Here is a 25,851-nt window from a genome sequence, read left to right on the forward strand (position 1 = left end):
CCGGCAGCAGCCGCTCATTCTTCCACGAGGTGCGGGCTCGGCCCAAATCGCCCGTCCGGGCCCTGCTGCCAGCCCAGGATGCTCAGCATCTCCCGGTCCTTCTTGTCGAAGGCGGCCGGGTCGCAGCGCCGGATCAGGTCGGGGCGGTGGGCGACGGTGCGGCGCAGGGCCTCGTCCCGCCGCCAGCGGGCGATCCTGCCGTGGTGCCCGCTGAGCAGCACGTCGGGGATGCCGCGGCCGCGCCACTGCGGGGGCTTGGTGTAGACGGGGCCCTCCAGCAGGTCGGCCATGGCGCCGGGGGCGAAGGAGTCGTCCCTGTGCGACTCGGCGTTGCCGAGCACGCCGGGCAGCAGCCGGGCCACCGCCTCGGTCACGACCAGGACCGCGGCCTCGCCGCCGGCCAGCACGTAGTCGCCGATGGAGATCTCGTACACCGGCATCCGGGTGCGGTACTCGTCGGTGACGCGGGTGTCGATGCCCTCGTAGCGGGCGGGCGCGAAGATCAGCCACGGCCGGGTGGCCAGCTCGCCGGCGAGCTGCTGGGTGAAGGGGCGGCCGCTCGGGGTGGGGACGACGAGCGCGGGGCCGCCGGCGCCCGCCTCGTATCCCGCGGCGAGGGTGGAGTCGAGTGCCTCGCCCCAGGGGCCGGTCATCATGACCATGCCGGGGCCGCCTCCGTACGGGGTGTCGTCGACGGTGTTGTGCCGGTCGTGGGCCCAGTCGCGCAGGTCGTGCACGCGCACGTCCAGCCGGCCGGCGGCGCGGGCCTTGCCGACCAGGGAGACGTTCAGCGGCTCCAGGTACTCGGGGAAGATCGTGACGACGTCGATCCGCATGTCAGCGCTCGTCCCCCGTGGCCCCTGCGTCCGGCTCCCCCGGCTCCTCCGGGACGTCGTCCAGCAGGCCGGGCGGCGGGTCGATGACCGCGCGCTGCTCCTCCAGGTCGATCTCCGGCACGATCTCGGCGACGAAGGGCACCAGCACCTCGCTGCCGTCCGGCCGCGCCACGACCAGCAGGTCCTGGTAGGGCAGGTGGCTGATCTCGCTGATGCGGCCGATCTCGCGGCCGTCGGCGGTGACGACGTCCAGGTCGATCAGCTGGTGGTCGTAGAACTCCTCGGGGTCCTCCGGCGTCTCCTCCGGGTCCACCTCGGCGATCAGCAGGGTGTTGCGCAGCGCCTCGGCGCCGTTGCGGTCGCTGACGCCCTCGAAGCGCAGCATCAGCCGTCCGCTGTGCACACGGCCGGTGGCGATGGTCAGCGGCCCGGCGGTGGGCGGGTCGGTGGCGAGGACGGCGCCGGGCGCGAGCCTCAGCTCCGGCTCGTCGGTGCGCACCTCCACGCTCACCTCGCCCTTGATGCCGTGGGCGCGGCCGATCCTGCCGACTACCAGCTGCATGGAGCCCTTCACCTCTCGTGCGTGCTACGGGGGCCGTACCCGCCCCGGTCCTGCCTGCGGCCGGCGCGGGTACGTCAGACGGCTCGGGCCGGGAGCGGCAGCGCCACCCCCGGCCCGAGCCGGTGTTTCGTGCGGTACGGCGGGCGGTCAGCGCACCTGGTCGACGTCGACCAGGTCGACACGGATGCCGCGCCCACCGAGCGCGCCCACGACCGTGCGCAGCGCGCGGGCGGTACGGCCGTTGCGGCCGATCACCTTGCCGAGGTCGTCGGGGTGCACCCGGACCTCCAGCACGTTGCCGCGGCGCAGGGTGCGCATGTCCACCTGCACATCGTCGGGGTTGTCGACGATGCCCTTCACGAGGTGCTCAAGAGCCTCCTCAAGCACGCTCAGGCCTCGGTGGACTCAGCCGCGGCCGGGGCCTCGGCGGTGTCGTCGGCCTTCTTCTCGGCCTTCTTGGCCTTGGGCGTGATCGCCTCGCCCTTGGGCTCGTCGGCGGTGTCCTTGGCCGCGGCCTCGAACAGCGCGCGCTTGTCGGCCTTGGGCTCGGCGACCTGCAGCGGTGCAGGGGCCTCCAGGCCCTTGTACTTCTGCCAGTCGCCGGTGAGCTTGAGGATGGCGAGCACCGGCTCGGTCGGCTGCGCGCCGACGGAGAGCCAGTACTGGGCACGGTCCGAGTCGACCTCGATACGCGACGGGTTCTGCACCGGGTGGTACAGGCCGATCTCCTCGATGGCCCGGCCGTCACGGCGGGTACGGGAGTCGGCGACGACGATGCGGTAGTGAGGCGAACGGATCTTGCCCAGACGCTTCAGCTTGATCTTGACTGCCACGGGAGTGGGTTCTCCTGGTTTTTGACGTGTTTGGGCACGACGAGCTTCCACGTGGGGTTGCGGGAGTCGTGCGCCCGGCGGACGCGTCAGCCGAAGGAGAGAGGGTTCCTGCACGGCTGTCGAGTTCTCAGCTGGCCATTCTGCCACACTCAGGCAGCGCCCACGACCTCGGGAATCCGGAAGGGCTGCCCGCACGCACCGCACATGATGGGGGCCTGGGCCAGCACGGAGGGCACCACCCGGACGTTGCGCCCGCAGTCGCAGACCGCCTTGACCCGGACACCGCCGCCCGACGAGCCGTGCCGCGCGGCGGGACCGCGGAAGGAACGCGCGGTGTCCGCGGTGGTCGCCACGGTGTGCGCCTTGAGGGCACGCTGCAGCCGCTCGATCGTCGGCCGATATCGCTTGCGGGTCTCCGGGCGCATGACCACGAGGGAGAAGCCGCTGCTGGGGTGCGGCTCCTCGGCGTGGTCGAGGCCCATCTCGTCGGCGATGGCCAGGAATCGGCGGTTGTGATAGCGGCCGGCGCGCGAGGTGTCACGGATGCCGCGGGCCGCGGCGATGCCGTGCACGGCTTCGTGCAGCAGCCTTTCGAAGGAGAGTTCGGTACCGCACGCGGACGACGACTCTCCGATCAGGGACTCGGGGGCGGCCAGGTCGGGCAGCTCGGGATGGTGCCGTTGAATGTCGGCCCAGGCGACTGCCAGCTCGGCGGCGAGGACAGGTGGTGTCGTGCTCACGCCGTGACAACGAGCCGGGCGCTCCCGGTGTTCCGATTCCGGGCCAGCCCAATTAATTTGCACTGATCGGTCAGTTCCGGTTGATGTGCGGATGATGACGGATGATGCGCATGGGATGGGCATGACGAGGGGCGGGTGCGGAGGACGGTGAGGAACCTGCGCACCCGCCCCACGGACGGACGAACCACGTATTACGTACGCGCGTTTTCGGTCAGCGGACGTCAGTAGGCCCGCGCCACGACCGCCAGGGCGCCCGGAGCGTCGTCGGTGTCCGGCACCCCGCCGTCGGCGCCGACCAGGCACCGCACCGAAACGCCCTGCTCAGCGAGCTTGGCCTCGCCCTCGGGACCGAGGTCGGCCCACGGGATCCGGGCCCAGCCGGTGGCCGCGGCCTCGGCCGCCTCGTCGATGCCGGAGACGTCCACAGTGCGGGATTCCCGGCGCTCGCGGGACTCGCGCAGCAGCTGCGCCTGGTCCTCCTCCAGCAGCCCGGGCAGCAGTGCGGGGAGGGCGTCCAGCGCGACCGGCTCCTTGCCGCCGGGGATCCGGCGGGCCAGCATCGCAGTGCCGGCCTCCAGGTCGCGCGGGCCGATCTCGACCCGGGCCGGGACCCCCTTGAGCTCCCAGTCGACCGCGCGGCGGCCGAAGGGGGTGTCGGTGCGGTCGTCGACCACGACCCGCAGCCCGGCGGCCGTCAGCTTGTCGCCGACCTCGCGCACCTTGGCGACCACCGCGTCGTCGCCCTTGATCGCGAGCACCACGACCTGGATCTGCGCCAGCCGCGGCGGCACCCGCAGCCCGTTGTCGTCCCCGTGCATCATCACGAGCGCACCGATCATGCGGGTGGTGCTGCCCCAGGAGGTCTGCCAGACGTGCTCCTGCTCGCCTTCCGCGGACAGGTACTGCGTGTGGAAGGCCTTCGCGAAGTTCTGGCCCAGCTCGTGGCTGGTGCCCAGCTGGAGGGCCTTGCCGTCGCCCATCATGCCTTCCAGCGTGAGGGTGTTGATGGCGCCCGCGAAGCGCTCCTTGGCCGTCTTGCGGCCCGGCACCACGTCCATCGCCAGCACGTTGTTCATGAAGTCCTGGTAGACCTCGCGGTGGATCTTCGCCGCGTAGTCGCGCGCGTCCTCGTACGTGGCGTGCGCGGTGTGGCCCTCCTGCCACAGGAATTCGGTGGTGCGCAGGAAGAGCCGCGGGCGGAGCTCCCACCGCACCACGTTCGCCCACTGGTTGATCAGCAGCGGCAGGTCACGGTAGCTCTGCACCCACTTGGAGAAGTACTCGTTGATGATCGTCTCGGACGTGGGGCGCACCACGACCGGCTCCTCCAGGTCCTTGCCGCCGGCGTGCGTGACGACGGCCAGCTCCGGGGCGAAGCCCTCGACGTGCTCCGCCTCGCGGGTCAGGTAGGACTGCGGGATGAAGAGCGGGAAGTACGCGTTCTGCGCACCCGCCTGCTTGATGCGCGCGTCCATGTCCTGCTGCATCCGCTCCCACAGGCCGTAGCCGTACGGTCGAATGACCATGGTGCCGCGGACCGGGCCGTTGTCGGCCAGCTCTGCCTTGTTGATCAGGTCCTGGTACCAGCGCGGGAAGTCGTCCGCCTGGGGGGTGAGAACGGGAGCCTTTGCCATGGAGGCGATGGTACGGGGCGAGGCCGCCGGACTCCGAATCGGTTACGCCCCCGAGGACAGGCGCGGAACGGACCGAAAACGCCTCCCTGACCCCCTGGACGGCGCCCGCAAAGAGCAGTTGTCTGGCTCTCGGGGACACGTGCGGCACACATTCCCACGGGGGCTCACGGCGAAGCGCGGCTGATTGGGGCTTCGATGGCACCTACTCTCTCTCGCGGATCCAGGCCTGCGAAGGCACACACCGACAGGGCACGCGACTGGGCCGAGATCCAGGAGCGCATGCTCGTACCGCTCTACGACCGCGTGCACGACCGGCTCGGCGTCGGCCCCGGCACCCGGCTGCTGGCCCTCGACTGCGGCACGGGCCTCGCCCTGCTGCTCGCGGCGGTCCGGGGCGCCGCCGTCACCGGCTACGACCGCGACCCGGCCCGGCTGCGGCTGGCCCGCGAACGGCTCGGCGTATTGCGCACGGGCGCACGTACCGCCGGACCGCCGTACATTGCGGAGCCGTTCACGCTGCGTCCCGGGGCGCCGGACGCCGCCGGGCTGCGCGGCGCCGGGTACGGCGTGGTCACCGCCCTCGACCCGGCGGCGCCCGCGGCGGCGTTACGGCCCGCGCTGGCCGCCGTCGCCGCCGCCGTGCCCAGGGGCAGCGCCGTGGTGCTCGCCGGGTGGGGGCCGCCCGAGCGCTGCGCGGCCGCCGCGGTGCTGCGGGTCGCCGCCCGGCTCGCCGAACCGGGCGGCGGGGGCGGCACCGGCGCCGTTCCCCGGCTCAGCGGGCGCGACGACCTGGAGGACCTGGCGGTGGAGGCGGGGCTGCGGCCGGACGGTTCGGGGCGGGTGGCCTGCCCGTTCGGGTATCCGGACCAGGCCGCGGCGGTCCGCGGGCTGCTGTCGACGGGGCTGTTCGACACGGCGGCGGCCGCGACCGACCAGCAGCAGGTGGAGAAGGAACTGGCCGAGGCGCTGCACCCGTACCGGCGCCCGGACGGGACGATCCGCCTGGACAACGTCTTCCGCTACCTCGTCGCCCGTACCTGACCCGTCCGGCGGCCGGCCGGCAAACCGGTGGCCGCCGGGCGCGGCGTCCGCGAGGGTGAGGGCATGTCCGACACCGTGCCCCGCTCCCCCGCGCCGCTGCCGCCCGGCGCCCCCGTCACCGTCCGCCTGATCAAGGCCGGCCGTGAGAAGGTCCGCTACGCCGCGACCGTCACCGCCGACGACGGCGTCCGGGTGACCGTCACCGCTCCCTGGTCGCTGCCCCACACGCGTGACTTCGGCTTCGTCGCCTTCGCGCCCGGCGACGTGTTCACCGAGCACTACTGGCGCGACCGCTGGTTCGCCGTCAAGGAGGTGCGCGGCCCGCAGGGCGGGCTCAAGGGCTGGTACTGCGACGTCACCCGCCCGGTGGCCGTCGCGGGCGGCGAGCTGGTGTCGGAGGACCTGGACCTCGACCTGTGGGTGTCCGCGGACGGCGGCACCGTGCTGCGGCTGGACGAGGACGAGTTCGCCGCGAGCGGGCTCGCGAAGCGCGACCCGGACGCCGCGGAGCGGGCCGCCCGCGCCCTGGACGAGCTGGAGGCACTGGCCCGCCGCGCGGGCGGACTCGCACCCCTGCTGCGCTGAGGCCCGGCGGTCCGGGGCCGGGCCCGCCCGGCTACAGCCCCGGCCACTCCTCGACGGTGAGGGCGAAGCGCTCGTGGTCCCGCCAGGCGTCGTTGATGTAGAGCATCCGCGGCGAGAAGCCCTCGTGCCGGAAGCCGAGCCGCTTGGCCATGGCGATGGAGCGGGCGTTGTCCGGCTGGACGCTGATCTCCAGCCGGTGCAGCCCGAGGCCGCCCTCCGCCTCCGGGGTGAAGCAGCGGTCGACGACCTGGAGCAGTCCCTCGGTCATCCTGCCGGTGCCGTTGTAGGGCACGTAGCTGTCGTAGCCGAGGGCGCCGTTGCGGAAGCGCGCCAGCACGATGTTGGCGACGTTGCACTTGCCGACGATGCCGCCGTCCTCGTCGTCGAGGACGAGGAACGTACGCAGCCCGGGGCCCTGCCGCAGGAGCAGGTCCGGCAGGACGTCCGGCTCGACCGGATTCCACGGGCTGAGGTGCTCCACCGAGCGCAGCACCGCCGCTCGGTGGGCCTCGACGTCGCTGGGCCTGGGCTCTCTGATCGATACGCGCATGCGTCCATCATCCCCGGCACCGCCCGCCGGCCGGGGTCAGCCCATGAACTTCTTGAACTCGTCGGGCAGTTCGAAGTCCTCGCCGCCGCCCGGCAGGCCGAACGGGCTCCCGCCCGGACCCGCGCCCTGGTTCTGCTGCTCCTCGCGGCGGGCCGCGGCGGCGGCCTCCTCGGCCTTGCGCTTCATCGGGTTGCCGGACTGACGGCGCCCCTTGGCCTGCTTCTGCTGCTTCTTCTGCCGCCCGGGCCCGCCGCCCATGCCGGGGATCCCCGGCATGCCCGGCATGCCGCCGCCCTGCGCCATCCGCGACATCATCTTGCGGGCCTCGAAGAACCGCTCGACCAGGCTCTTGACCGCACTGACCTCGACACCCGAGCCCTTGGCGATACGGGCCCGGCGCGAGCCGTTGATGATGTGCGGGTCGGCGCGCTCGCCCGGCGTCATCGACTTGATGATCGCGGCCGTGCGGTCCACGTCCTTCTCGTCGAGGTTGTTGATCTGGTCCTTGATCTGGCCCATGCCCGGCAGCATGCCGAGCAGCTTGGAGATGGAGCCCATCTTGCGGACCTGCTCCATCTGGGCCAGGAAGTCGTCGAGCGTGAACTCCTTGGGGCCCTTCGCCAGCTTGGCCGCCATCTTCTCGGCCTCGGCCTGGCTGAACGTCTGCTCGGCCTTCTCGATCAGCGACAGCACGTCGCCCATGCCGAGGATCCGGGACGCCATCCGGTCCGGGTGGAACGCGTCGAAGTCGTCCAGCTTCTCGCCGTTCGACGCGAACATGATCTGCTTGCCGGTGACGTGCACGATCGACAGGGCCGCGCCGCCGCGCGCGTCACCGTCGAGCTTGGACAGCACCACGCCGTCGAAGCCGACGCCGTCGCGGAAGGCCTCGGCGGTGTTGACCGCGTCCTGGCCGATCATCGCGTCGACGACGAAGAGGATCTCGTCCGGGTGGACCGCGTCGCGGATGTCCGCGGCCTGCTGCATCATCTCCTGGTCGACACCGAGGCGGCCGGCGGTGTCGACGATCACGATGTCGTACTGCTGCGTCCGCGCGTGCGCGAGGGAGTCCTGGGCGACCTTGACCGGGTCGCCGACGCCGTTGCCCGGCTCGGGCGCGAAGACCGCGACGCCCGCGCGCTCGGCGACGACGCTGAGCTGGTTCACCGCGTTCGGCCGCTGGAGGTCGCACGCGACCAGCAGCGGGGTGTGGCCCTGGCCCTTGAGCCAGCGGCCGAGCTTGCCCGCCAGGGTCGTCTTGCCCGCGCCCTGGAGGCCGGCGAGCATGATCACCGTCGGGGGCTGCTTGGCGAAGCGCAGCCGCCGCGTCTCGCCGCCGAGGATGCCGACGAGTTCCTCGTTGACGACCTTGATGACCTGCTGGGCCGGATTGAGCGCCTGGGAGACCTCGGCGCCCAGCGCGCGCTGCTTGACACTCGCGACGAAGGCCCGCACCACGGGCAGCGCGACATCGGCTTCCAGCAGCGCGATCCGGATCTCGCGCATCGTGGCGTCGATGTCCGCCTCGGACAGCCGGCCTTTGCCCCGGAGGTTCTTGAACGTCGCTGCGAGGCGGTCGGAGAGCGTATCGAACACGGTGGCTGCAGATCCTCGGGTCGGGGGGCGGGAGACGATCGCCTTCCAGGGTATCCGGCCCGGAGGGCGTCGAACCCTCGCCCGCCGGATTGGGGCGGGCGAGGGCTCGCGCGGCGGCTGCTCAGCGCAGTGCCGCCTCCAGCTGCCGGGCGGTCTCGGCCGCGCGGAGCGGGGGCAGCGCCCTGCCGTCCTTGCCGACGACGTAGAAGGCGTCCACGGCGTTCGCCCCCAGCGTGGAGATCCTGGCCGAGCGCACGGTCACGCCGGTCGCGGTCAGGGCCAGGCCGATGCGGTGCAGCAGGCCGGGGGCGTCGTGGGCGCGGACCTCCAGCACGGTGGCGGTCTGCGAGGTGCCGCCGGGCGCCACCGTGACCCGGGGCGGCGGCGGGGTGATGCCGCGCCGCCGCGGGTAGGCGGCCTCGCGCTCGGCGAGCCGCGCCTCGATGTCGAGCGTGCCGTCGAAGGCGCGGGCCAGGTCCGCGCGCAGTCGCGCGGCCTCCGGCAGGGCGCCGTACTCGGCCGAGACCCGCCACGTCAGCAGCGCGATCGGCCCCTCCCCCACCGGGTCGACGGCCCGCAGGTCCGCGGCCCGCACCCCGAGCCGGTGCAGTGCCAGCACGCCGGCGGCCTGGGCCAGCAGCGCGGGGCGGTCCGGCACGGCGAGCAGCAGCTCCACGCCCAGCGCCTCGTGCGCGGCCTCGCCCTCGGCGTCGGGCTCGGCGTGCGCGCGCAGCGCCAGCACCGGCCCTCCGGTGCGCGCGGCCTCGACGGCGAGGCGCTCCTCCTCCGCGGTGGTCGCGCGCTCGGCGGCCTCGGGCAGCGCCCCGGTGTCGAGCGCGCCCGCGACCCGGTCGACGAGTTCGGCGAGCAGTGAGGCCCGCCAGGTGCTCCAGGCGGCGGGACCGGTGGCGAGCGCGTCGGCCTCGGTGAGTGCGGCGAGCAGCTCCAGGGTGGAGGTGTCGCGGACGGTCCCGGCGACCGCCCGGACGGTCTCCGGGTCGTCCAGGTCCCGCCGGGTCGCGGTGTCGATGAGCAGCAGGTGGTGGCGGACCAGCAGCGCGAGGGTCTCCACGTCGGAGGCGGGAAAGCCCATCCGGGTCGCGACGTCGCGCGCGATGACCTCGCCGGCCTCGCTGTGGTCGCCGGGCCAGCCCTTGCCGATGTCGTGCAGCAGCGCCGCGGTCAGCAGCAGGTCGGGGCGGCCGACACGGCGGGTGAGCCCGGCGGCCTGCACCGCGGTCTCGACCAGGTGCCGGTCGACGGTGAAGCGGTGCACGGCGTTGCGCTGCGGGCGGCAGTGCACCCGCTCCCAGTCCGGCAGCAGCCGGGTGACCAGGCCCTCGGCCTCCAGCGCCTCCCAGACCTGCACGGTCGGCTCCCCGGCCCCCAGCAGCGTCAGCAGCTGCTCGCGGGCCTCGGCCGGCCACGGTACGGGCAGCGGTCGCGCGGCGGCGGCCAGCCGGCGTACCGCGTGCGGCGACAGCGGCAGGCCCGCCTGGGCGGCGGCCGCGGCGGCCCGCAGCGGCAGGACGGGGTCGCGGTCGGGTTTGGCGGCGAGGGCGAGCACCGCCTCGCCGTCCTGCTCGACGACGCCCTCGGCCAGCGGTACGCGCTCGGGCACGCCCGCGGCGGGGGTGGTGCGGCCGCGGCCGAGCAGCCGGCGGCGGGGCCGCGACTCGCGGGCCTTCAGCACCCGGGCGACCTCGCGCCACGTGACGTCGGAGGCGTAGGAGATGCGCCGGGCGGCCTCGTAGACCTGGCGCAGCAGCGCGTCGGCGTCCAGCAGACCGAGGGCGGCGGCGACCTGGTCCTGCTCCTGCAGGGCGAGCCGGTCGGTGGCGCGGCCGGTGACGAGGTGGAGGACGTCGCGGGTGTCGAGCAGCCGGGTGCGGGCCTGCTCCAGGCCCTCGCGGGGGGCGTCGGCGAGCCAGGAGGCGGCGACGGCGCGCAGCGCGGTGGCGTCCCGCAGTCCACCGCGGGCCTCCTTGAGGTCGGGTTCGAGCAGGTAGGACAGCTCGCCCTGGCGCTCCGCGCGCTCCTGGCACAGCTCGCGCAGCGCGGGCAGCCGCTTGGGTGCCTGGTTGCGCCAGTCGGCGAGTACGGCGCTGCGCAGGGCGGAGCCGAGCGCGGGGTCGCCGGCCAGGTGGCGGGCGTCGAGCAGCCCGAGCTGCACCTTGAGGTCGTCGGCGGCGGCCCTGCGGGCCTCGTCGGGGGTGCGCACGGAGTGGTCGAGGGCCAGGCCGAGGTCCCACACCGGGTACCAGAGCCGGTCGGCGAAGGCGCCGACGGTGCGCTCGGAGTCGTGCAGCAGCACCAGGTCCAGGTCGCTGCGCGGGGACAGCTCGCCGCGGCCGTAGCCGCCGACGGCGATCAGCGCCCAGCCGGTGGCGCCGGTCGCCTCCGCGGCGGCCCCGGCGAGTCCGGCGAGCCAGCGGTCGGTGAGCGCCGCCAGCTCGGCGCGGCGCGGCGGCCCGGACCGCGCCTCCTGGGTGAGGAGGCGCAGCCGGGCCGCCGCGTAGCTGTCGTCCTGCGCTTCGACGCTGTCGGTCACTCGTTCTCCAGCGCTGGTTCGGGGGTCAGAGCGCGTCGGGGCCGCGCTCGCCGGTACGGACCCGCACGGCCGTGTCGACCGGCAGGCACCAGACCTTGCCGTCTCCGATTTTGCCTGTTCTGGCGGCTTTCACCACGACCTCGATGAGCTGGTCGGCGTCGGCGTCCTCCACCAGGACCTCTATCCGGATCTTCGGTACCAGGTCGACGGTGTACTCCGCGCCCCGGTAGACCTCGGTGTGGCCGCGCTGGCGGCCGTAGCCGCTCGCCTCGGTGACGGTGAGGCCGTGGACGCCGAAGGCCTGGAGGGCTTCCTTGATCTCGTCCAGCCGGTGCGGCTTGACGACGGCGGTGATGAGCTTCACGCGTCCACCTTCTTAACGGGAGCACCGGCCTCGCTGTCCGAGCCGGTCAGAGCGGTACGGGCGGCGCCGACGACGCCGGCGAAGTCGTAGGCGGTCTCGGCGTGCAGGACCTGGTCGACACCGGCGATCTCCTCGTCCTCGGTGACCCGGAAGCCCATGACCACGTCGATGATCTTCGCGAGCACCACGGAGCACACCAGCGAGTAGCCGAGCACCGAGCCGACACCGATGAGCTGCAGGCCCATCTGGTGCCAGCCGCCGCCGTAGAAGACGCCCTTGGCGGTCTGGCCGACGCCGCCGGTGGCGAGCAGGCCGATGGACAGCGAGCCGACGATGCCGCCGACCATGTGGACGCCGACGACGTCGAGCGAGTCGTCGTAGCCGAAACGGTACTTCAGGCCGACCGCGGCCGCGCAGATGGCGCCGGTGACCAGGCCGAGCGCGATCGCGCCGAGCGGGGAGATCGAGCCGCAGGCGGGGGTGACGGCGACCAGGCCGGAGACGGCGCCGGAGGCCGCGCCCAGGGTCGTGAAGGAGCCGTGCCGCAGCCGCTCGTAGATCAGCCAGCCGATCATGGCGGCGGCGGTGGCGACCTGGGTGTTGGTGAAGGCGACGGCGGCCACGCCGTCCGAGCCGAGCCAGGAGCCGGCGTTGAAGCCGAACCAGCCGAACCACAGCAGGCCGGCGCCGAGCATGACCAGCGGCAGGTTGTGCGGGCGCATCGGGTCGCGCTTGAAGCCGTGCCGCTTGCCGATCACCAGGATGACGCCGAGGGCCGCGGCACCCGCGTTGATGTGCACCGCCGTACCGCCGGCGAAGTCGATGACGCCCTTCTTGAACAGCCAGCCGTCACCGGCCCACACCCAGTGCGCCACGGGGAAGTAGACGACCGTCGCCCACAGCGTGATGAAGACCGCCCACGCGGTGAATTTGACGCGGTCGGCGAGGGCCCCGCTGATCAGGGCCGGGGTGATGATGGCGAACATCAACTGGAAGACGGCGAATACGTAGACCGGAATGCCGTAGTTGGGCCACAGTTCGGCGATTCCTATGCCGCGCATGCCGAGCCAGTCGCCGCCGCCGAGGAATCCGTTGCCGGAGTCGAAGGCCAGGCTGAATCCGTACAGCGTCCACAGGAGGGTGATGATGCCGAGACTGATGAAGCTCATCATCAGCATGTTCAGGGCGCTCTTCACCCGCACCATGCCGCCGTAGAAGAAGGCGAGACCCGGGGTCATCACCATCACCAGGGCCGCACTGAGCAGCATGAACGCCGTACTACCGGTGTCGAGCGCGGGCGCATCCGCGGCCAGCGTCGTGATGGCTGGTGCCATCGGCGTCTCCTCGTCGTCCGAACGGCCCGAGCGGGCTGTGCTGGGTGGGCCGGTTTTCGCCATGAGATTGGCTGAGCCGGGTTTCCGCCGATGCCGTACGGTGTTTCGCCGCGGTGACGAAGAAGTCGGGTGTGTTACGCGGGGGTGAACCGTCCCCCGGTTCGGTGAATTGTGTATACGGGTGGGAACGCGGGGGATCGGGAGATCACCGCCGAACGCCCGCGGGCCGCACGCCGGGAAGGCGTGCGGCCCGCGGGAGTGCCCGGTCAGGCGGTTTCCGCGACCTCGGGGAGTTCGACGGAGAGCCGTTCGGCGAGCGCGGCGACGGCGGGGAGGTCGCCGAAGTCGCGCACCGCGGTGCGGGTGGTCTTGCGGATACGCGTGTTGACGCGTTCCGACCGCAGCCTCCTGGCGACGTCCATCGCCCGGTCGGTGAACAGCGCCGCCTCCTCGGGCCGGCGCTGGAGCAGGTGGACGCTGGCCAGGCCGACCAGGTTGAGGGCGTACGCCCGCTGGTGGACCGTGTCCTCGCGGAAGCCCTCCACGGCCTTCTCCATCACCGGGTGCGCGAGCGAGGCGTACGCGGGGCTGCGGCCGGCGACATAGGCCAGGTCGCGGTAGGAGTGGGCGTTCTCGGCGTGCAGTTCGGCCTCGGTGAAGAAGCTGATCCAGCTGGGGTCCTCGCCGGGGCCGACCTCGGTGAAGGTGTCCTCGGCCGCGCGTACGGCCCGGTGGCACTTGCTGACCTGGCCCATGTTGGCGTACGCCCGCGCCTCCAGCGCGTAGAGCATCGCCTGCGTCCTGGCGGTCGCGGTGTCGCGGCTGCCGTACTGCGCGAGGTGGATCAGCTCCAGCGCGTCCTCGGGGCGGTCCAGATGGATCATCTGGCGGCTCATGGAGGACAGGATGAAGGCGCCCAGCGGCCGGTCCCCGGCCTCCTTGGCCGCGTGCAGCGCCAGCACCAGGTACTTCTGCGCGGTCGGCTGGAGGCCCACGTCGTAGCTCATCCAGCCCGCCAGCGACGCGAGGTCGGCGGTGACCCGGTAGAGACGGCGGGCGACCCCCTCGGGGTGCGACTCCTGGAGCAGGTCCGTGACCTCGTGCAGCTGGCCGACGACCGCCTTGCGGCGCAGCCCGCCGCCGCACTGGTTGTCCCAGTCGCGGAACATGGCGGTGGTCGTCTCCAGCAGCTGGAGCTCCTGCTCCGACAGGCGCGACGGCCGGGGCGCGGCCGGCTTCGCCGGCGCCTCGGGAGCGCCGAAACCGGCCGGCGAGGTGGGCACCAGCCAGCGCTGCATGGGCTCGATCAGCGCGGGCCCGGCCGACAGTGCGAGCGAGGTGCCGAGGAAGCCGCGGCGCCCCAGCATCAGGTCGCTGCGGGAGAACTCGCTGATCATCTCGACCGTCTGCGGGCCCGCCCACGGCAGGTCCACGTCGCCGCCGGAGGGCGGCTGGTGCGCCGCCCGCAGGCCCAGGTCCTCGACAGGGACGACGCACCCGAAGCGCTCGGAGAACAGCTCGGAGAGGATGCGTGGTATCGGCTCGCGCGGCTGCTCGCCGTCGAGCCAGCGGCGCACCCGTGAGGTGTCCGTACTGACGTGGTGCGCGCCGAGCTCGCGCGCTCTGCGGTTCACCTGACGCGCCAGCTCGCCCTTGGACCAGCCGCTGCGTACGAACCACGAATTCAGCTGCGCGTTGGGCTGCTTTTCTGCTGCGCCGCCCACGGTCAAGCCCCCATCCTGGTCTTGCCCGACCCCGACACCCAGTGATTACCAGGGTCCGCCGAGTCCTGTCCGCCGGTTGCCGAAAGTGCCGGGGTCCGGTAGCGCGGTCCTGGACCGCCCGGAACTGCCCGCGGCATAGGCGCACGGCACGCGTTCAGGCATGCGTGCGGCCGCCGGGGACGCACAACCGAAAGTAGTCCTACCATCACGCACCGGACGAGCCCCCGTGGCGAAACGCCACCTTTCGCCACCCCAACGAATGAACTCCTCGGCAGCAACAGGCGATTCACTTGACACACCGCTGGTCGGCGCGGTCCCGACGACCGGCCCGGCGCGTAACCATCGGCGGCGGCGATCCGTTGGAGGTGCATGGTGTTCACGATCAGCGGGATGCGGGAGTCGCGCGACGCGCGGCAGCAGCGGACCGGGGTCCGGGAGCTCCCCCGGCCGCGCCCCCCTGTGCGCCCGGGCGTACGCCGTCGGCTGCACGCCGGGGTGTGCACCACAGTTGGTGACTACACGGGTCGCTGCGGATGGGCCGTCGTGCCCGGCGCCCGGGTCGCCCGCGGCGGCGGACCGTGCTCCTGCGGCGACCCCGGCTGCCCGGCGCCGGGCGCGCATCCGCTGCCCTTCGCCGACGAGATCCCGGCCGGCGCGCCCGCCGCCTACGCCGCGGAGGCGTGGACGCGGGTGCCGGGCGCCGCGGTGCTGCTGCCGGCCGGGCGGTCCTTCGACGTGATCGAGGTGGCCGCGGAGCCGGGGCGGCGGGCGCTGGTGCGGCTGGAGCGGATGGGCCTGCGGCTGGGCCCGGTGCTGGAGACCCCCGCGGGGCGGGCGCAGTTCTTCGTGGCCCCGGGCGCGGCGGCCGAACTGCCGCATCTGCTCTACCGGATGGGCTGGGACGACGCGGATCTCGACCTGCGCTGCCTGGGACCCGGCGAGCACGTCACCGCTCCGCCCTCGGATCTCGGCGGCCTCGGCCCGGTGCGCTGGCTGCGCGAGCCGCCGCCGGAGGGCGCGCCGCACGCCCCCGAGGCCCGGCTGCTGCTGGGCACGCTGGCGTACGTCTGCCACCGCGACCGCTCCCCGGTCTGAGAGCACCGGGAACGCGTGAGGGGCACCCGCCGGTGGCGGGTGCCCCTCACGCGTCGGGGGCCGCGCGGGGCGCGGCCCCGGCTACTCGCCGATGAGCGCGTCCACGAACGCCTCGGGCTCGAACGGTGCCAGGTCGTCGGCGCCCTCGCCGAGGCCGATCAGCTTGACCGGCACACCCAGCTCGCGCTGGACGGCGATCACGATGCCGCCCTTGGCGGTGCCGTCCAGCTTGGTCAGCACGATGCCGGTGATGTCCACGACCTCGGCGAAGACGCGGGCCTGCACCAGTCCGTTCTGACCGGTGGTGGCATCCAGCACCAGCAGCACCTCGTCGACGGGGCCGTGCTTCTCGACGACCCGCTTGACCTTGCCCAGCTCGTCCATCAGGCCGGTCTTGGTGTGCAGCCGGCCCGCGGTGTCGATCAGGACGGTGTCGGCACCCTCGGCGATGCCCTCCTTGACCGCGTCGAAGGCGATCGACGCCGGGTCGCCGCCCTCCGGGCCCCGCACGGTGCGGGCGCCGACGCGCTCGCCCCAGGTCTGGAGCTGGTCGGCGGCCGCCGCGCGGAAGGTGTCGGCGGCGCCGAGCACGACGCTGCGGCCGTCGGCGACCAGCACGCGGGCGAGCTTGCCGGTGGTGGTGGTCTTGCCGGTGCCGTTGACCCCGACGACCATCAGGACGGCCGGCGAGTCCTCGTGGCTCTCGGTGCGCAGCGCCCGGTCCAGCGTCGGGTCGACGAGCGTGAGCAGCTCGGTGCGCAGCAGGCCGCGCAGCTCCTCCGGCGTCCTGGTGCCGAGCACCCGCACCTGGGTGCGCAGCCGTTCGACCAGCTCCTGGGTCGGGGCGACACCGACGTCCGCGGTGATGAGGGTGTCCTCGACCTCTTCCCAGGTGTCCTCGTCGAGGCGCTCGCGGGAGAGCAGGGTCAGCAGGCCCTTGCCCAGGGTGTTCTGGGAGCGGGACAGCCGCGACCGCAGCCGGACCAGCCGTCCGGCGGTCGGCTCGGGCTGCTCCAGCGGCGGCGCCGGTTCGAGCTCGATCTCCTCGACGGTCTCGGGCGCGACGGTGGCCCCCGGCAGCGGGACCTCTTTGATGGTCCGCCGGGATTCCTCCTGCGGCGGCGCGGGCTCCTCCCCGACCTGCGGTTCCGCGGGCGGAGGGGGAGCCGTCGGCGTGCCCGGCGGCTTGCCGGTCGGCGGCTGCTGCTTCCTGCGGCGGCTGCCCACCACCAGGCCGCCGGCCCCGAGGATCACGACCAGGGCGATGACTACGACAAGGATGACGGTTTCCATAACCTGACCAGTATCCACGCTCGGCTGATGCCGCGGGGGCGCCCGCGGCGGCCCGCCCGGGGGTGTCGGAGCGCCTCAGCCCATTTCCTCGAGCGTCTTGCCCTTGGTCTCCTTCACGAAGAAGACCACGAAGGGGATGGAGAGGATGGCGAAGCACGTGTAGATGACGTACGTCGCCGACAGGTTCCAGTCCGCCAGGCTCGGGAAGCTCGCGGTGATCGCCCAGTTGGCGATCCACTGGGCGGAGGCGGCGACGCCGAGGGCCGCGGCGCGGATCTTGTTCGGGAACATCTCGCCGAGGAAGACCCACACCACCACGCCCCAGGACAGGGCGAAGAAGAGCACGAAGACGTGGGCGGCGACCAGTGCGACCGCGCCCTGGGCGGTGGGCAGCGTGGTGCCCTGCCGGTAGGAGAAGGCCCAGGCCTCCAGCGCCAGCGACACGGCCATGCCGGCGGAGCCGATGAGGGCCAGCGGGCGCCGGCCGACGCGGTCGACGAAGACCATGGCGATGGCCGTACCGATGATGTTCACGATCGAGGTGGTGAAGGAGTAGAGGAAGGAGCTGGAGGGGTTGATGCCGACCGACTGCCACAGCGTCGAGGAGTAGTAGAAGGCGACGTTGATGCCGACCAGCTGCTGGAACATCGACAGGCCGATACCGATCCAGACGATCGGCAGGAAGCCGAAGCGCGAGCCGAGCAGGTCGGAGAACCTCGCCTTGTGCTCGCGGCGCATGGCCGTGCGGATCTCGTCGACGCGCGCGTCCAGGTCGACGTCCTTGCCCTCCACCTCGGCGAGCACCGACCGTGCCTGGGCGTCCCGGCCGGCGCTGAGCAGGTAGCGGGGCGACTCGGGGATCGTGAAGGACAGCAGCCCGTAGACCACCGCCGGGATGACCATCACACCGAGCATGACCTGCCAGGCCTCCAGGCCGATGATCTTGCCGCGCTGGTCGCCGTTCGCGCCCTGCAGGATGGCGTAGTTGACCAGCTGCGACACGGCGATACCGAGCACGATCGCGGCCTGCTGGAAGGACGCGAGCCGGCCGCGGATCGCCGGCGGCGAGACCTCGGCGATGTAGGCGGGGCCGATGACCGAGGCCATGCCGATCGCGAAGCCGCCGATGATCCGCCAGAAGGCCAGGTCCCACAGGGCGAAGGGCAGCGCGGATCCGATGGCGCTGATGGTGAACAGCACCGAGGCGATCTGCATGCAGCGGATGCGCCCGATCCGGTCGGCGATCCGGCCCGCGGTGGCGGCGCCGATCGCACAGCCGATCAGGGCGATCGCGATGACCTGGGCCAGCGTGCCGGATCCGATGTCGTACTTGTCGCGGATGGCCTCGACCGCGCCGTTGATGACGGAACTGTCGTAGCCGAAGAGGAAGCCGCCCATGGCCGCGGCGGCCGTGATGAAGATGACGTGGCCCAGATGCTCCGGCGGCGTGCTGTCGCCCGTCCCGGAGGCTCGCTCCGCGCTGGTGGTCACAGTATCTCCTCGCCATCGGCGTCCGGCCCCCACGACCGGGGGCCGGACCTCCAAGTGTTGGCGGAGGCCACCTGGCCCACCACTGGGAGTAGGCCGTCAGGCGGTCTTCCGCTGACCTTCTCGCAGCCGTTGGCTGATCACCTTGGACACCCCGTCGCCCTGCATGGACACGCCGTAGAGCGCGTCGGCGACCTCCATCGTCCGCTTCTGGTGCGTGATGACGATGAGCTGGGAGCTTTCCTGGAGCTCCCTCATGATCCGGATCAGCCGCTGCAAGTTGGTGTCGTCCAGGGCCGCCTCGACCTCGTCCATCACGTAGAACGGGCTGGGGCGTGCCTTGAAGATCGACACCAGCATCGCCACCGCGGTCAGTGAGCGCTCACCACCCGACAGGAGCGACAGCCGCTTGACCTTCTTCCCGGGCGGCCGTGCCTCAACCTCGACGCCCGTGGTGAGCATGTTGTCCGGATCTGTCAGGAGCAGCCGCCCCTCGCCGCCGGGGAAGAGCCGGGAGAAGACGCCCTCGAACTCCCGGGCCGTGTCGTGGAAGGCGGCGGTGAAGACCTGCTCGACGCGCTCGTCGACGTCCTTGACCACCTGGAGCAGATCGGCCCGGGTCTTGCGGAGGTCCTCCAGCTGCTCGGTGAGGAACTTGTGCCGTTCCTCCAGCGCCGCGAACTCCTCCAGCGCCAGCGGGTTGACCTTGCCGAGCTGGGCGTAGGCCTTCTCGGCGATCCGCAGCCGCTTCTCCTGCTCGGTGCGCACGTACGGACGGGGCTGGTTGCGGGGGTCCTCCGGATCCTCCGGCAGCACCTCCCCCTCGGCCGGCGGCGAGGGCGGTACGGGCTGGTCCGGGCCGTACTCGGAGACCAGCCCGGCCGGCTCCATGCCGTACTCCTCCAGCGCCCGGGCCTCCAGCTGCTCGATCCGCAGCCGCTTCTCGGCGCCCAGCACCTCACCCTTGTGGACGTCACCCGTCAGCCGGTCCAGCTCGCTCTTGAGCTCCCGCCCGCGGCGCCGCTCCTGCCCCAGCTCCGCCTCCCGTTCCGCCCGGGCCTGCTCGGCGGCCACGCGTTCGGCCTCGGCCCTGGCCAGCGAGACCTGGACGCACTCCAGCAGGCCGCGCGCCCCGTCCCGTACGGCGGCGGCCACCGACGCCTCGTAGGCCAGCCGCTGCCGGCGCCGCTCGGCCCGGGCCCGCGTCTCGCGCTCGGCGCGGGCCGCGCGGTCCAGGCCGTCGGCGCGGCCGGCCAGGCCCTTGACCCGCTCCTCGTGGGTGCGCAGCTGGAGACGGGCCTCCATCTCGGTCTGCCGGGCGTTGGCGCCGTCCGCGGCGAGCCGGTCGCGCGCGGAGGTGTCGGGCTCCTCCTCGCCGGGCTCCTGCTGGGCCTCGCCCAGCCGGTAGGACAGCTCCTCGAACTCCTCGCGGGCCGCCGCCAGGGACTCCCGGCTGCGGCCGACCGCGACGGCCGCCCGGTCGGCCTCCCCCGCCGCCGCCCTGGCCTGCCCGGCGAGCCGGCCCAGCTGCTGGGCGACGGAGGACTTCGCCTTCTCCGCCTCCCTGCGCCGCCGGCCCAGCTCGTCGACGGCGCGGGACGCCACCGCGCGCCGGTCCCTGGCCTCGGCCTGACGCTCGGCCAGCTCGGCGCACTCCTCCGCGAGCCGCTCCAGTTCGGCCGCGGCCTCGTCCACCTGGGCCTGCACCTCCAGCAGGCTGGGGGCCTTGGCGCTGCCGCCGACCGCGGTGTGCGCGGCCAGCAGGTCGCCCTCCGCCGTCACCGCGGTCAGCTCGGGGCGGGCGGTCACGACGGCCTCGGCGTCCTCCAGCGAGCCCACGACCACGACGTCCCGCAGCAGGGTGCGCACCGCGGCGGCCAGCTCGTCACCCGCCGTCACCAGCTCCGCGGCGTACCGCGCGCCGGCCGGCAGACCGGCGGCGGGGCGCGGGGCGGGCTCCGGGGCGCCCGCGAGCAGCAGCGCGGCGCGCCCGGCGTCCTCCTTGCGGAGCAGCCTCAGCGCCTCCGCCGCGCTGCCGACCCCGGTGACGGCGACCGCGTCGGCGGCGGCGCCCAGGGCGGCGGCGACCGGGATCTCGTAACCCGGCGCGACCCGCAGCAGCGTGGCGGCCGGTCCGAGCACCCCGGCCAGGCCGCCGCCGCCGAGCAGCGCGCCGCTGCCGTCCTTGCGGCGCAGCGCCGGCTCCAGCGCGTCGCGCCGGGCGGCGACCGCGGCGCGGCGGCGCTCGGCGGCGGTGGCGGCCTCGCGGGCGGCGGTGAAGTCCTCGTCGGCGGCGGCCTGCTCGGCGCGCGCTGCCTCGAAACGCTCCTCCAGCTCGCTGTCGTCCGCCTCCAGGCCCTCGACCCGGGCCGCCAGCTCCTCGTACTCGGCCTGCGAGGACTCCGCCCGCTCGCGGGCCTCCTCCTGGGCCGCCGTCAGCCGCTCTATCTCCGCCTCGGCGGCCACGGTCCGCGAGCGGGCGGCGTTGACCTGGCCGCCGAGCCGGGCCAGGCCCTCGCGGCGGTCGGCGATGGCCCTGGCGGCGGTGCGCAACCGGGCCTCCTCCTCGGCGAGCCGGCGTTCCAGCTCGGCGCGGTGGCCGACGGTGTCGTCGAGGGCGCGCTGGGCGGCGTCCAGGGCCTCGGTCAGCTCGGCCTCCTGCTCACGGATGCGGGCGGCCTCGCGCTCCATGTCCTCCGGGTCGCGGCCGCGCCGCTCCTCCGCGGGCTGGCCGGTGGCGTGCCGGTGGCGCTGCTCGGCCAGGCCCACGGTGCCGCGGACCCGCTCGCCGAGCTGGGAGAGGGCGTACCAGGTGGCCTGTGCCTCGTTGACCCGCGGGGTGAGGGCGCGCACCTGCTCCTCCAGCCGGGCCTCGCGTCGGGTGGCGGCCGCGAGTTCGGCCTCGACGGTGGCCCGGCGCTCCTTGAGGGCGGCCTCGTCGGCGACCTCGGCGCGCAGCGCCTCCCGCAGGGTGACCAGGTCGTCGGCGAGCAGCCGCAGCCGGGCGTCGCGCAGGTCGGCCTGGATGACGGCGGCCCGGCGGGCGACCTGGGCCTGCCGGCCGAGCGGTTTGAGCTGGCGGCGCAGCTCACCGGTCAGGTCGGTGACACGTGCCAGGTTGGCCTGCATGGCGTCGAGCTTGCGGAGCGCCTTCTCCTTGCGCTTGCGGTGCTTCAGGACGCCGGCGGCCTCCTCGATGAAGGCCCGGCGGCCCATCGGGTCGGCGTGCAGCACGGAGTCCAGCTGGCCCTGGCCGACGATGACGTGCATCTCGCGGCCGATACCGGAGTCCGACAGCAGTTCCTGGATGTCCAGCAGGCGGCAGGTGTCACCGTTGATCTGGTACTCGCTGCCGCCGTTGCGGAACATGATCCGGGTGATCGTCACCTCGGCGTACTCGATGGGGAGCACGCCGTCGGTGTTGTCGATGGTCAGCGACACCTCGGCCCGGCCGAGCGGGGGACGCCCGGTGGTGCCGGCGAAGATGACGTCCTCCATCTTGCCGCCGCGCAGCGACTTGGCCCCCTGCTCGCCCATGACCCATGAGAGCGCGTCGACCACATTGGACTTGCCCGATCCGTTGGGGCCGACCACACAGGTGATACCGGGTTCGAAGCGCAGCGTCGTCGCCGAGGCGAAGGACTTGAAGCCGCGCAGCGTGAGGCTCTTGAGATGCACGCCCGCCGACTCTACTAGCCGCCTGCGGTTTCACCAGGGAATGTGCAGGGCACATCAGACGGTAAGAGCCGGTGACCATCCGGTACCGGAGGGGGGAATGCCACGACGAAGGGACGCCGAAGCGTCCCTTGGCGGTGCTGCAATGGTGCGAATACTGCCGATGCCGTAGCGCTGTTGCTGCGCGATGCGCGTGACGGCGGCGAAGACCGGCGCCGGCTCAGGCGAGGACTGGCTCCCCGTGAGCGACATCCATGCTGAGCAGCGACTCTTCGTGCGACGCGACAGTCAGAGCGTCATTTTGGGCCTGCATCCTGACCAGCTCGGCTTCCAGGTCCTGAACGCGCTGCTGCAGCCTTCGCATCTCGGAGAGGAGTCGCGGGTCGGGACCGCCGACGTAACCGAGAAGCGCCTTTGCCATGATGAGAGGTCCTCCACGCTGAGTGACCGACCGAGAGCGGTTTGGGTCGTGGGTGAGGGGGTAAAGCCCACGCGCAGGGTGTATGCCGTGGCTCGCTGTGAGCATTCCATGGAGCCACGTTGCGCTGGGCTTCCAGCGTCTCACCAAAAATGTGGGCGGTCAACACGATCACAGCCCAGCCGCAGGGTCCGCCTCAGAAAACACGGCGTCGACACGCCGGTGGCCACCCGCCCGGAGTCGAGATCATTCTCGATGGGGGCAGCCTGACACGACATCCCGGATATGGCAACCGGTCGTCCTCATGGCATCGCAAAACTTCCGCCGTCCGGGTACCGCCCGCGAGCGGCGGCCGGACGGTCAGCGGATCTCGAAGCCGGCGTAGCCGCCGCGCGGCTGCGACCAGATCCCGGTCACCCCGTCCACCCTTCCGGGCGTGTCGCCCTCCCCCAGCCGGTCGAGCAGGCGTTGGCACCGGTCACGGGCGCCTTCGGCGACGACCTGGACCCGCCCGTCGGCGAGATTGCCCGCGTAGCCGGACAGCCCGCCGATCTCCAGCGCGGTGGCGCGGGTCCACCAGCGGAAGCCGACACCCTGCACCCGGCCGCGCACCCAGGCGGTGAGCCGGACATTTTCGCTCATGCCCGCACGTTATCCGGTCTCCGGGCCACCGCTTGCGACCGCATCACGGCAACGGCGGGCGCGATTCGCTACAGTCGCCCCGCAGCAGGACTTCACTCGAACGGGTGAGGCACCGTGGAGCATGAGGAGCGCAATCGTGGGCCGACACAGCCGCCACGCGCAGCCTGCCGCGCCGCAGCAGCCCGCCGCCCCGCGCAGTCACCGCGGGCGGCGCAGGCACCACCCGCTGCGCACCGGGATGCTGACCACGTCCACCGCGCTGGCGGTCGGCGCGGTCGTCAGCTCGTCCGGGCTGCTGTCCTCCGTCGCCGACCGGCTCGGCTACGACGACGGTGCGGGCACCACCCAGGCCGACGCCCCCGACCGCCCCGCGCAGGACGGCAGCGACGCGCCCTCCCCGCTGAGCACCACCGGCTCCCCGCTGCCCGGCGGCACCACCACCCCGTCCGCCTCCGGCACGCCCTCGCCCAGTGCCTCCGCGGCCACCACGAAGGCCACGCCCAGGGCGACGCCCACCTCCGCGAAGCCCACCCCGACCCGCACCAGCGCGGCGCCCACCACCCCGGTGCGCACCGTGCACCCGCCGACCTCGCCGGCCACCGCCTCGCCCACCAAGGACACGGTCGCCGCGACCAGGGCCGCGATCCTCTCACTGGTCAACCAGGAGCGGTCCACCGCGGGATGCAAGCCGCTCACCGCCAGCAGCGCGCTGGACGGCCTGGCACAGGCCTTCAGCGACGACATGGCCGCGCGCGGCTTCTTCGACCACACCGACCCGGACGGCGACGACCCCTGGGACCGCGCCAAGGCCCGCGGCATCACCGATCTGGGCGGCGAGAACATAGCCAAGGGGCAGGCCACGGCCGAGGCCGTGATGACCGCCTGGATGAACAGCCCGGGCCACCGCGCCAACATCCTCAACTGCGACTACACGACGCTCGGCGTCGGCGTCCACTTCGGCTCCGGCGGTCCGTGGTGGACCCAGGACTTCGGCTACTGAGGACGCCGCCGGGCGGGTGTCACCCCGCGCGCGGCGGGCGCTGGCAGCGCGGGCAGAAGTAGCTCGACCGGTTCATCCACGGGCGGCGCCGGATCGGCGTGCCGCAGCGCCGGCAGGGCCGGTCCTCCTGGCCGTAGGCGTCCAGCGAGCGGTCGAAGTAGCCCGACTCGCCGTTCACGTTGACGTACATGCTGTCGAAACTCGTGCCGCCCGCGGCCAGCGCGTCGGCCATCACCTCGCGGATGTGCCGCACCAGCTCGGCGGTACGGGGCCGGGTCAGCGTCGCGGTCGGCCGCTCGTAGTGCAGCCGGGTGCGCCAGAGCGCCTCGTCGGCGTAGATGTTGCCGACCCCGCTGATCAGGCTCTGGTCCAGCAGCGCGCGCTTGACGGTGGTGCGCTTGCGGCGCAGCGCCGCGTGGAAGGCGTCCTCGTCGAAGGCGTCGTCCAGCGGGTCGCGCGCGATGTGCGCGAGCGGCTGGGGCAGGCTCTCCGGGTCGCCCGGCACGGCGGGCTGCACCGACAGGCCGCCGAAGGTGCGCTGGTCGACGAACCGCAGTTCGGTGCCGAGCTCGTCGGCGAAGGTGAAGCGGACCCGCAGGTGCGTCTCGGGCGGGGCGCCCGCGGGCTTGACCAGGAACTGGCCGCTCATGCCCAGATGGGCGAGCAGGGCCGTGCCCGGCCGGAGGGGGATCCACAGGTACTTGCCCCTGCGGTGGGGCTCGCCGAGCGCCGCGCCGCGCAGGCCCGCCGCGAAGTCCGCCGGGCCGGCCGCGTGGCGGCGCACCGCCCGCGGGTGCAGCACGCTCACCGTCTCGACGGTTCGCCGCGCCGCCCAGCGGGCGAGCCCGCGCCGCACCACCTCCACCTCGGGCAGCTCCGGCACGGGGTCTCCTTCAGCGAGGTGCGGTACGGCTCCGCCGCGGGGCGGGCGTTCTGCGCTGCCGCACGGGGCGAACGCACTTCAGGGGCGCGGGGAACCGCGCGGCCGGCCCGCCGGTGCGGTGCACGCCGTCACCGGCCCGAAGGGGCGGTTCCGTTCGTGCCGGCCGGCGGGTGGATGCCCGCGCAGCGTCCCGCGCCCCGAGGGGGCGCCCCGCGGCGCAGCCACGGGCCCTACGCGGTGGGGACACCGCCCGCCGCGGGGGCGGCGGTCTTGCGGATGGCGCGCCAGGCGGCCTCGGCCGCCTGCTGCTCGGCTTCCTTCTTGCTGCGGCCGGTGCCGGTGCCGTACTCGACACCACCGACGCGGGCGGCAGCCGTGAAGGTCTTCTCGTGGTCGGGACCGGACTCCGAGACGACGTACTCGGGCACGCCGAGGCTCTCGCTCGCCGTCAGCTCCTGGAGGGAGGTCTTCCAGTCCAGGCCGGCGCCGAGGTTGGAGGACTCCTCGATCAGCGGATCGAAGAGCCGGTGCACCAGCTCGGAGGCGGCGTCGAGGCCGCAGTCGAGGTAGACGGCGCCGATGACCGCTTCCAGGGTGTCCGCGAGGATCGATGCCTTGTCCCGCCCGCCGGTGCCCTCTTCGCCGCGGCCCAGGCGGATGAACGCGCCGAGGTCGAGCCCGCGGCTGACCCCCGCGAGCGCCCGCGAGTTGACCACCGCGGCCCGCAGTTTGGCCAGCTGGCCCTCCGGCAGGTCCGGGTGGGTGCGGTAGAGGGTGTCCGTGACCACCAGGCCGAGCACGGAGTCCCCGAGGAACTCCAGCCGCTCGTTGGTGGGCAGCCCGCCGTTCTCGTACGCGTACGAGCGGTGGGTGAGCGCACGCACCAGAAGGGCGGGCTCGAGTCGGTACCCGAGCCGCCCTTCCAGGAGCGTGTGGGACGAGGCTGTTTCCGTCGTGGCGTCCTTGGCGGCCTGCTGGGGCGCTGGGGCGTCTGACATGGAGCCTGT

The 25,851-nt window shown here is 73.2% G+C and carries 23 protein-coding genes; 4 read left to right on the forward strand and 19 right to left on the reverse strand.

Features of this window, described 5'->3' with window-relative positions:
* Nucleotides 1–14 precede the first annotated feature (14 nt).
* From trmD to proS, 6 genes are all read right to left on the reverse strand, one after another.
* Nucleotides 15–836, reverse strand: coding sequence for a tRNA (guanosine(37)-N1)-methyltransferase TrmD (trmD, locus tag ACH4SE_RS15100; RefSeq protein ID WP_398543823.1), 822 nt, complete (start codon nucleotides 834–836; stop codon nucleotides 15–17).
* A gap of 1 nt (nucleotide 837) precedes the next feature.
* The gene (gene rimM / locus ACH4SE_RS15105; protein ID WP_398543824.1) at nucleotides 838–1,398 is read right to left on the reverse strand and encodes a ribosome maturation factor RimM; all 561 of its coding nucleotides are present in this window, start codon (nucleotides 1,396–1,398) and stop codon (nucleotides 838–840) included.
* Nucleotides 1,399–1,545: 147 nt separating this feature from the next.
* Nucleotides 1,546–1,785 carry an RNA-binding protein gene (locus tag ACH4SE_RS15110; RefSeq protein ID WP_031519041.1) on the reverse strand — a complete coding sequence of 80 codons (240 nt, stop codon included), beginning with the start codon at nucleotides 1,783–1,785 and terminating at the stop codon, nucleotides 1,546–1,548.
* A 2-nt stretch (nucleotides 1,786–1,787) separates the two neighbouring features.
* Nucleotides 1,788–2,231, reverse strand: a complete 444-nt coding sequence (gene rpsP, locus ACH4SE_RS15115) for a 30S ribosomal protein S16 (protein WP_398543825.1) — start codon at nucleotides 2,229–2,231, stop codon at nucleotides 1,788–1,790.
* 149 nt (nucleotides 2,232–2,380) lie between these two features.
* Nucleotides 2,381–2,971, reverse strand: a complete 591-nt coding sequence (locus tag ACH4SE_RS15120; RefSeq protein WP_398543826.1) for a hypothetical protein — start codon at nucleotides 2,969–2,971, stop codon at nucleotides 2,381–2,383.
* A 221-nt stretch (nucleotides 2,972–3,192) separates the two neighbouring features.
* Complete coding sequence (gene proS / locus ACH4SE_RS15125; RefSeq protein WP_398543827.1) at nucleotides 3,193–4,605, reverse strand: proline--tRNA ligase; 1,413 nt, start codon at nucleotides 4,603–4,605, stop codon at nucleotides 3,193–3,195.
* Between the two features lie 195 nt (nucleotides 4,606–4,800).
* Between proS and ACH4SE_RS15130 the strand changes: the two genes are divergently transcribed.
* Nucleotides 4,801–5,646 carry an SAM-dependent methyltransferase gene (locus tag ACH4SE_RS15130; RefSeq protein WP_398543828.1) on the forward strand — a complete coding sequence of 282 codons (846 nt, stop codon included), beginning with the start codon at nucleotides 4,801–4,803 and terminating at the stop codon, nucleotides 5,644–5,646.
* Between the two features lie 63 nt (nucleotides 5,647–5,709).
* Nucleotides 5,710–6,231 carry a DUF402 domain-containing protein gene (locus tag ACH4SE_RS15135; protein ID WP_398543829.1) on the forward strand — a complete coding sequence of 174 codons (522 nt, stop codon included), beginning with the start codon at nucleotides 5,710–5,712 and terminating at the stop codon, nucleotides 6,229–6,231.
* A 31-nt stretch (nucleotides 6,232–6,262) separates the two neighbouring features.
* Here the strand turns inward: ACH4SE_RS15135 and ACH4SE_RS15140 are convergent, their stop codons facing one another.
* The 6 genes from ACH4SE_RS15140 to ACH4SE_RS15165 form a co-directional block, all read right to left on the reverse strand.
* Nucleotides 6,263–6,781, reverse strand: coding sequence for a GNAT family N-acetyltransferase (locus ACH4SE_RS15140; RefSeq protein ID WP_398543830.1), 519 nt, complete (start codon nucleotides 6,779–6,781; stop codon nucleotides 6,263–6,265).
* 36 nt (nucleotides 6,782–6,817) lie between these two features.
* The gene (gene ffh, locus ACH4SE_RS15145; protein WP_398543831.1) at nucleotides 6,818–8,377 is read right to left on the reverse strand and encodes a signal recognition particle protein; all 1,560 of its coding nucleotides are present in this window, start codon (nucleotides 8,375–8,377) and stop codon (nucleotides 6,818–6,820) included.
* Between the two features lie 121 nt (nucleotides 8,378–8,498).
* Nucleotides 8,499–10,928, reverse strand: coding sequence for a [protein-PII] uridylyltransferase (locus ACH4SE_RS15150; protein WP_398543832.1), 2,430 nt, complete (start codon nucleotides 10,926–10,928; stop codon nucleotides 8,499–8,501).
* 25 nt (nucleotides 10,929–10,953) lie between these two features.
* Nucleotides 10,954–11,292 (reverse strand): P-II family nitrogen regulator, encoded by a 339-nt coding sequence (locus ACH4SE_RS15155; protein ID WP_398543833.1) that lies wholly within the window; start codon nucleotides 11,290–11,292, stop codon nucleotides 10,954–10,956.
* Complete coding sequence (locus ACH4SE_RS15160) at nucleotides 11,289–12,626, reverse strand: ammonium transporter (RefSeq protein WP_398543834.1); 1,338 nt, start codon at nucleotides 12,624–12,626, stop codon at nucleotides 11,289–11,291. The genes ACH4SE_RS15155 and ACH4SE_RS15160 overlap by 4 nt, the downstream gene beginning before the upstream one ends.
* A 266-nt stretch (nucleotides 12,627–12,892) precedes the next feature.
* Entirely contained in the window at nucleotides 12,893–14,356 is a 1,464-nt protein-coding gene (locus tag ACH4SE_RS15165; RefSeq protein WP_398543835.1) for a hypothetical protein, read from the reverse strand.
* Nucleotides 14,357–14,719: 363 nt separating this feature from the next.
* Between ACH4SE_RS15165 and ACH4SE_RS15170 the strand changes: the two genes are divergently transcribed.
* Nucleotides 14,720–15,445, forward strand: a complete 726-nt coding sequence (locus tag ACH4SE_RS15170; protein ID WP_398543836.1) for a bifunctional DNA primase/polymerase — start codon at nucleotides 14,720–14,722, stop codon at nucleotides 15,443–15,445.
* Nucleotides 15,446–15,526: 81 nt separating this feature from the next.
* On the opposite strand, the gene ftsY is transcribed toward ACH4SE_RS15170, so the two are convergent.
* The 5 genes from ftsY to ACH4SE_RS15195 form a co-directional block, all read right to left on the reverse strand.
* Entirely contained in the window at nucleotides 15,527–16,738 is a 1,212-nt protein-coding gene (gene ftsY / locus ACH4SE_RS15175) for a signal recognition particle-docking protein FtsY (RefSeq protein WP_398543837.1), read from the reverse strand.
* 75 nt (nucleotides 16,739–16,813) lie between these two features.
* Nucleotides 16,814–18,229, reverse strand: coding sequence for a sugar porter family MFS transporter (locus ACH4SE_RS15180; protein WP_398543838.1), 1,416 nt, complete (start codon nucleotides 18,227–18,229; stop codon nucleotides 16,814–16,816).
* Between the two features lie 96 nt (nucleotides 18,230–18,325).
* Nucleotides 18,326–21,904: a chromosome segregation protein SMC gene (gene smc, locus ACH4SE_RS15185; RefSeq protein ID WP_398543839.1), complete on the reverse strand. Its 3,579-nt coding sequence runs from the start codon at nucleotides 21,902–21,904 to the stop codon at nucleotides 18,326–18,328.
* Nucleotides 21,905–22,121: 217 nt separating this feature from the next.
* Complete coding sequence (locus ACH4SE_RS15190) at nucleotides 22,122–22,322, reverse strand: hypothetical protein (protein WP_398543840.1); 201 nt, start codon at nucleotides 22,320–22,322, stop codon at nucleotides 22,122–22,124.
* A gap of 357 nt (nucleotides 22,323–22,679) precedes the next feature.
* A complete protein-coding gene (locus ACH4SE_RS15195) occupies nucleotides 22,680–22,961 on the reverse strand; it encodes an acylphosphatase (RefSeq protein ID WP_398543841.1) in 282 nt (93 codons plus the stop codon).
* A gap of 136 nt (nucleotides 22,962–23,097) precedes the next feature.
* Between ACH4SE_RS15195 and ACH4SE_RS15200 the strand changes: the two genes are divergently transcribed.
* The gene (locus ACH4SE_RS15200; protein WP_398543842.1) at nucleotides 23,098–23,961 is read left to right on the forward strand and encodes a CAP domain-containing protein; all 864 of its coding nucleotides are present in this window, start codon (nucleotides 23,098–23,100) and stop codon (nucleotides 23,959–23,961) included.
* 19 nt (nucleotides 23,962–23,980) lie between these two features.
* Here ACH4SE_RS15200 and mutM read toward each other — a convergent pair whose 3' ends face one another.
* Nucleotides 23,981–24,844, reverse strand: a complete 864-nt coding sequence (gene mutM, locus ACH4SE_RS15205; RefSeq protein ID WP_398543843.1) for a bifunctional DNA-formamidopyrimidine glycosylase/DNA-(apurinic or apyrimidinic site) lyase — start codon at nucleotides 24,842–24,844, stop codon at nucleotides 23,981–23,983.
* Nucleotides 24,845–25,074: 230 nt separating this feature from the next.
* Nucleotides 25,075–25,842, reverse strand: coding sequence for a ribonuclease III (gene rnc / locus ACH4SE_RS15210; RefSeq protein ID WP_398543844.1), 768 nt, complete (start codon nucleotides 25,840–25,842; stop codon nucleotides 25,075–25,077).
* Nucleotides 25,843–25,851 lie beyond the last annotated feature (9 nt).

The sequence above is a fragment of the Streptomyces sp. NPDC020983 genome (assembly GCF_044333485.1).
Lineage (GTDB): Bacteria > Actinomycetota > Actinomycetes > Streptomycetales > Streptomycetaceae > Actinacidiphila.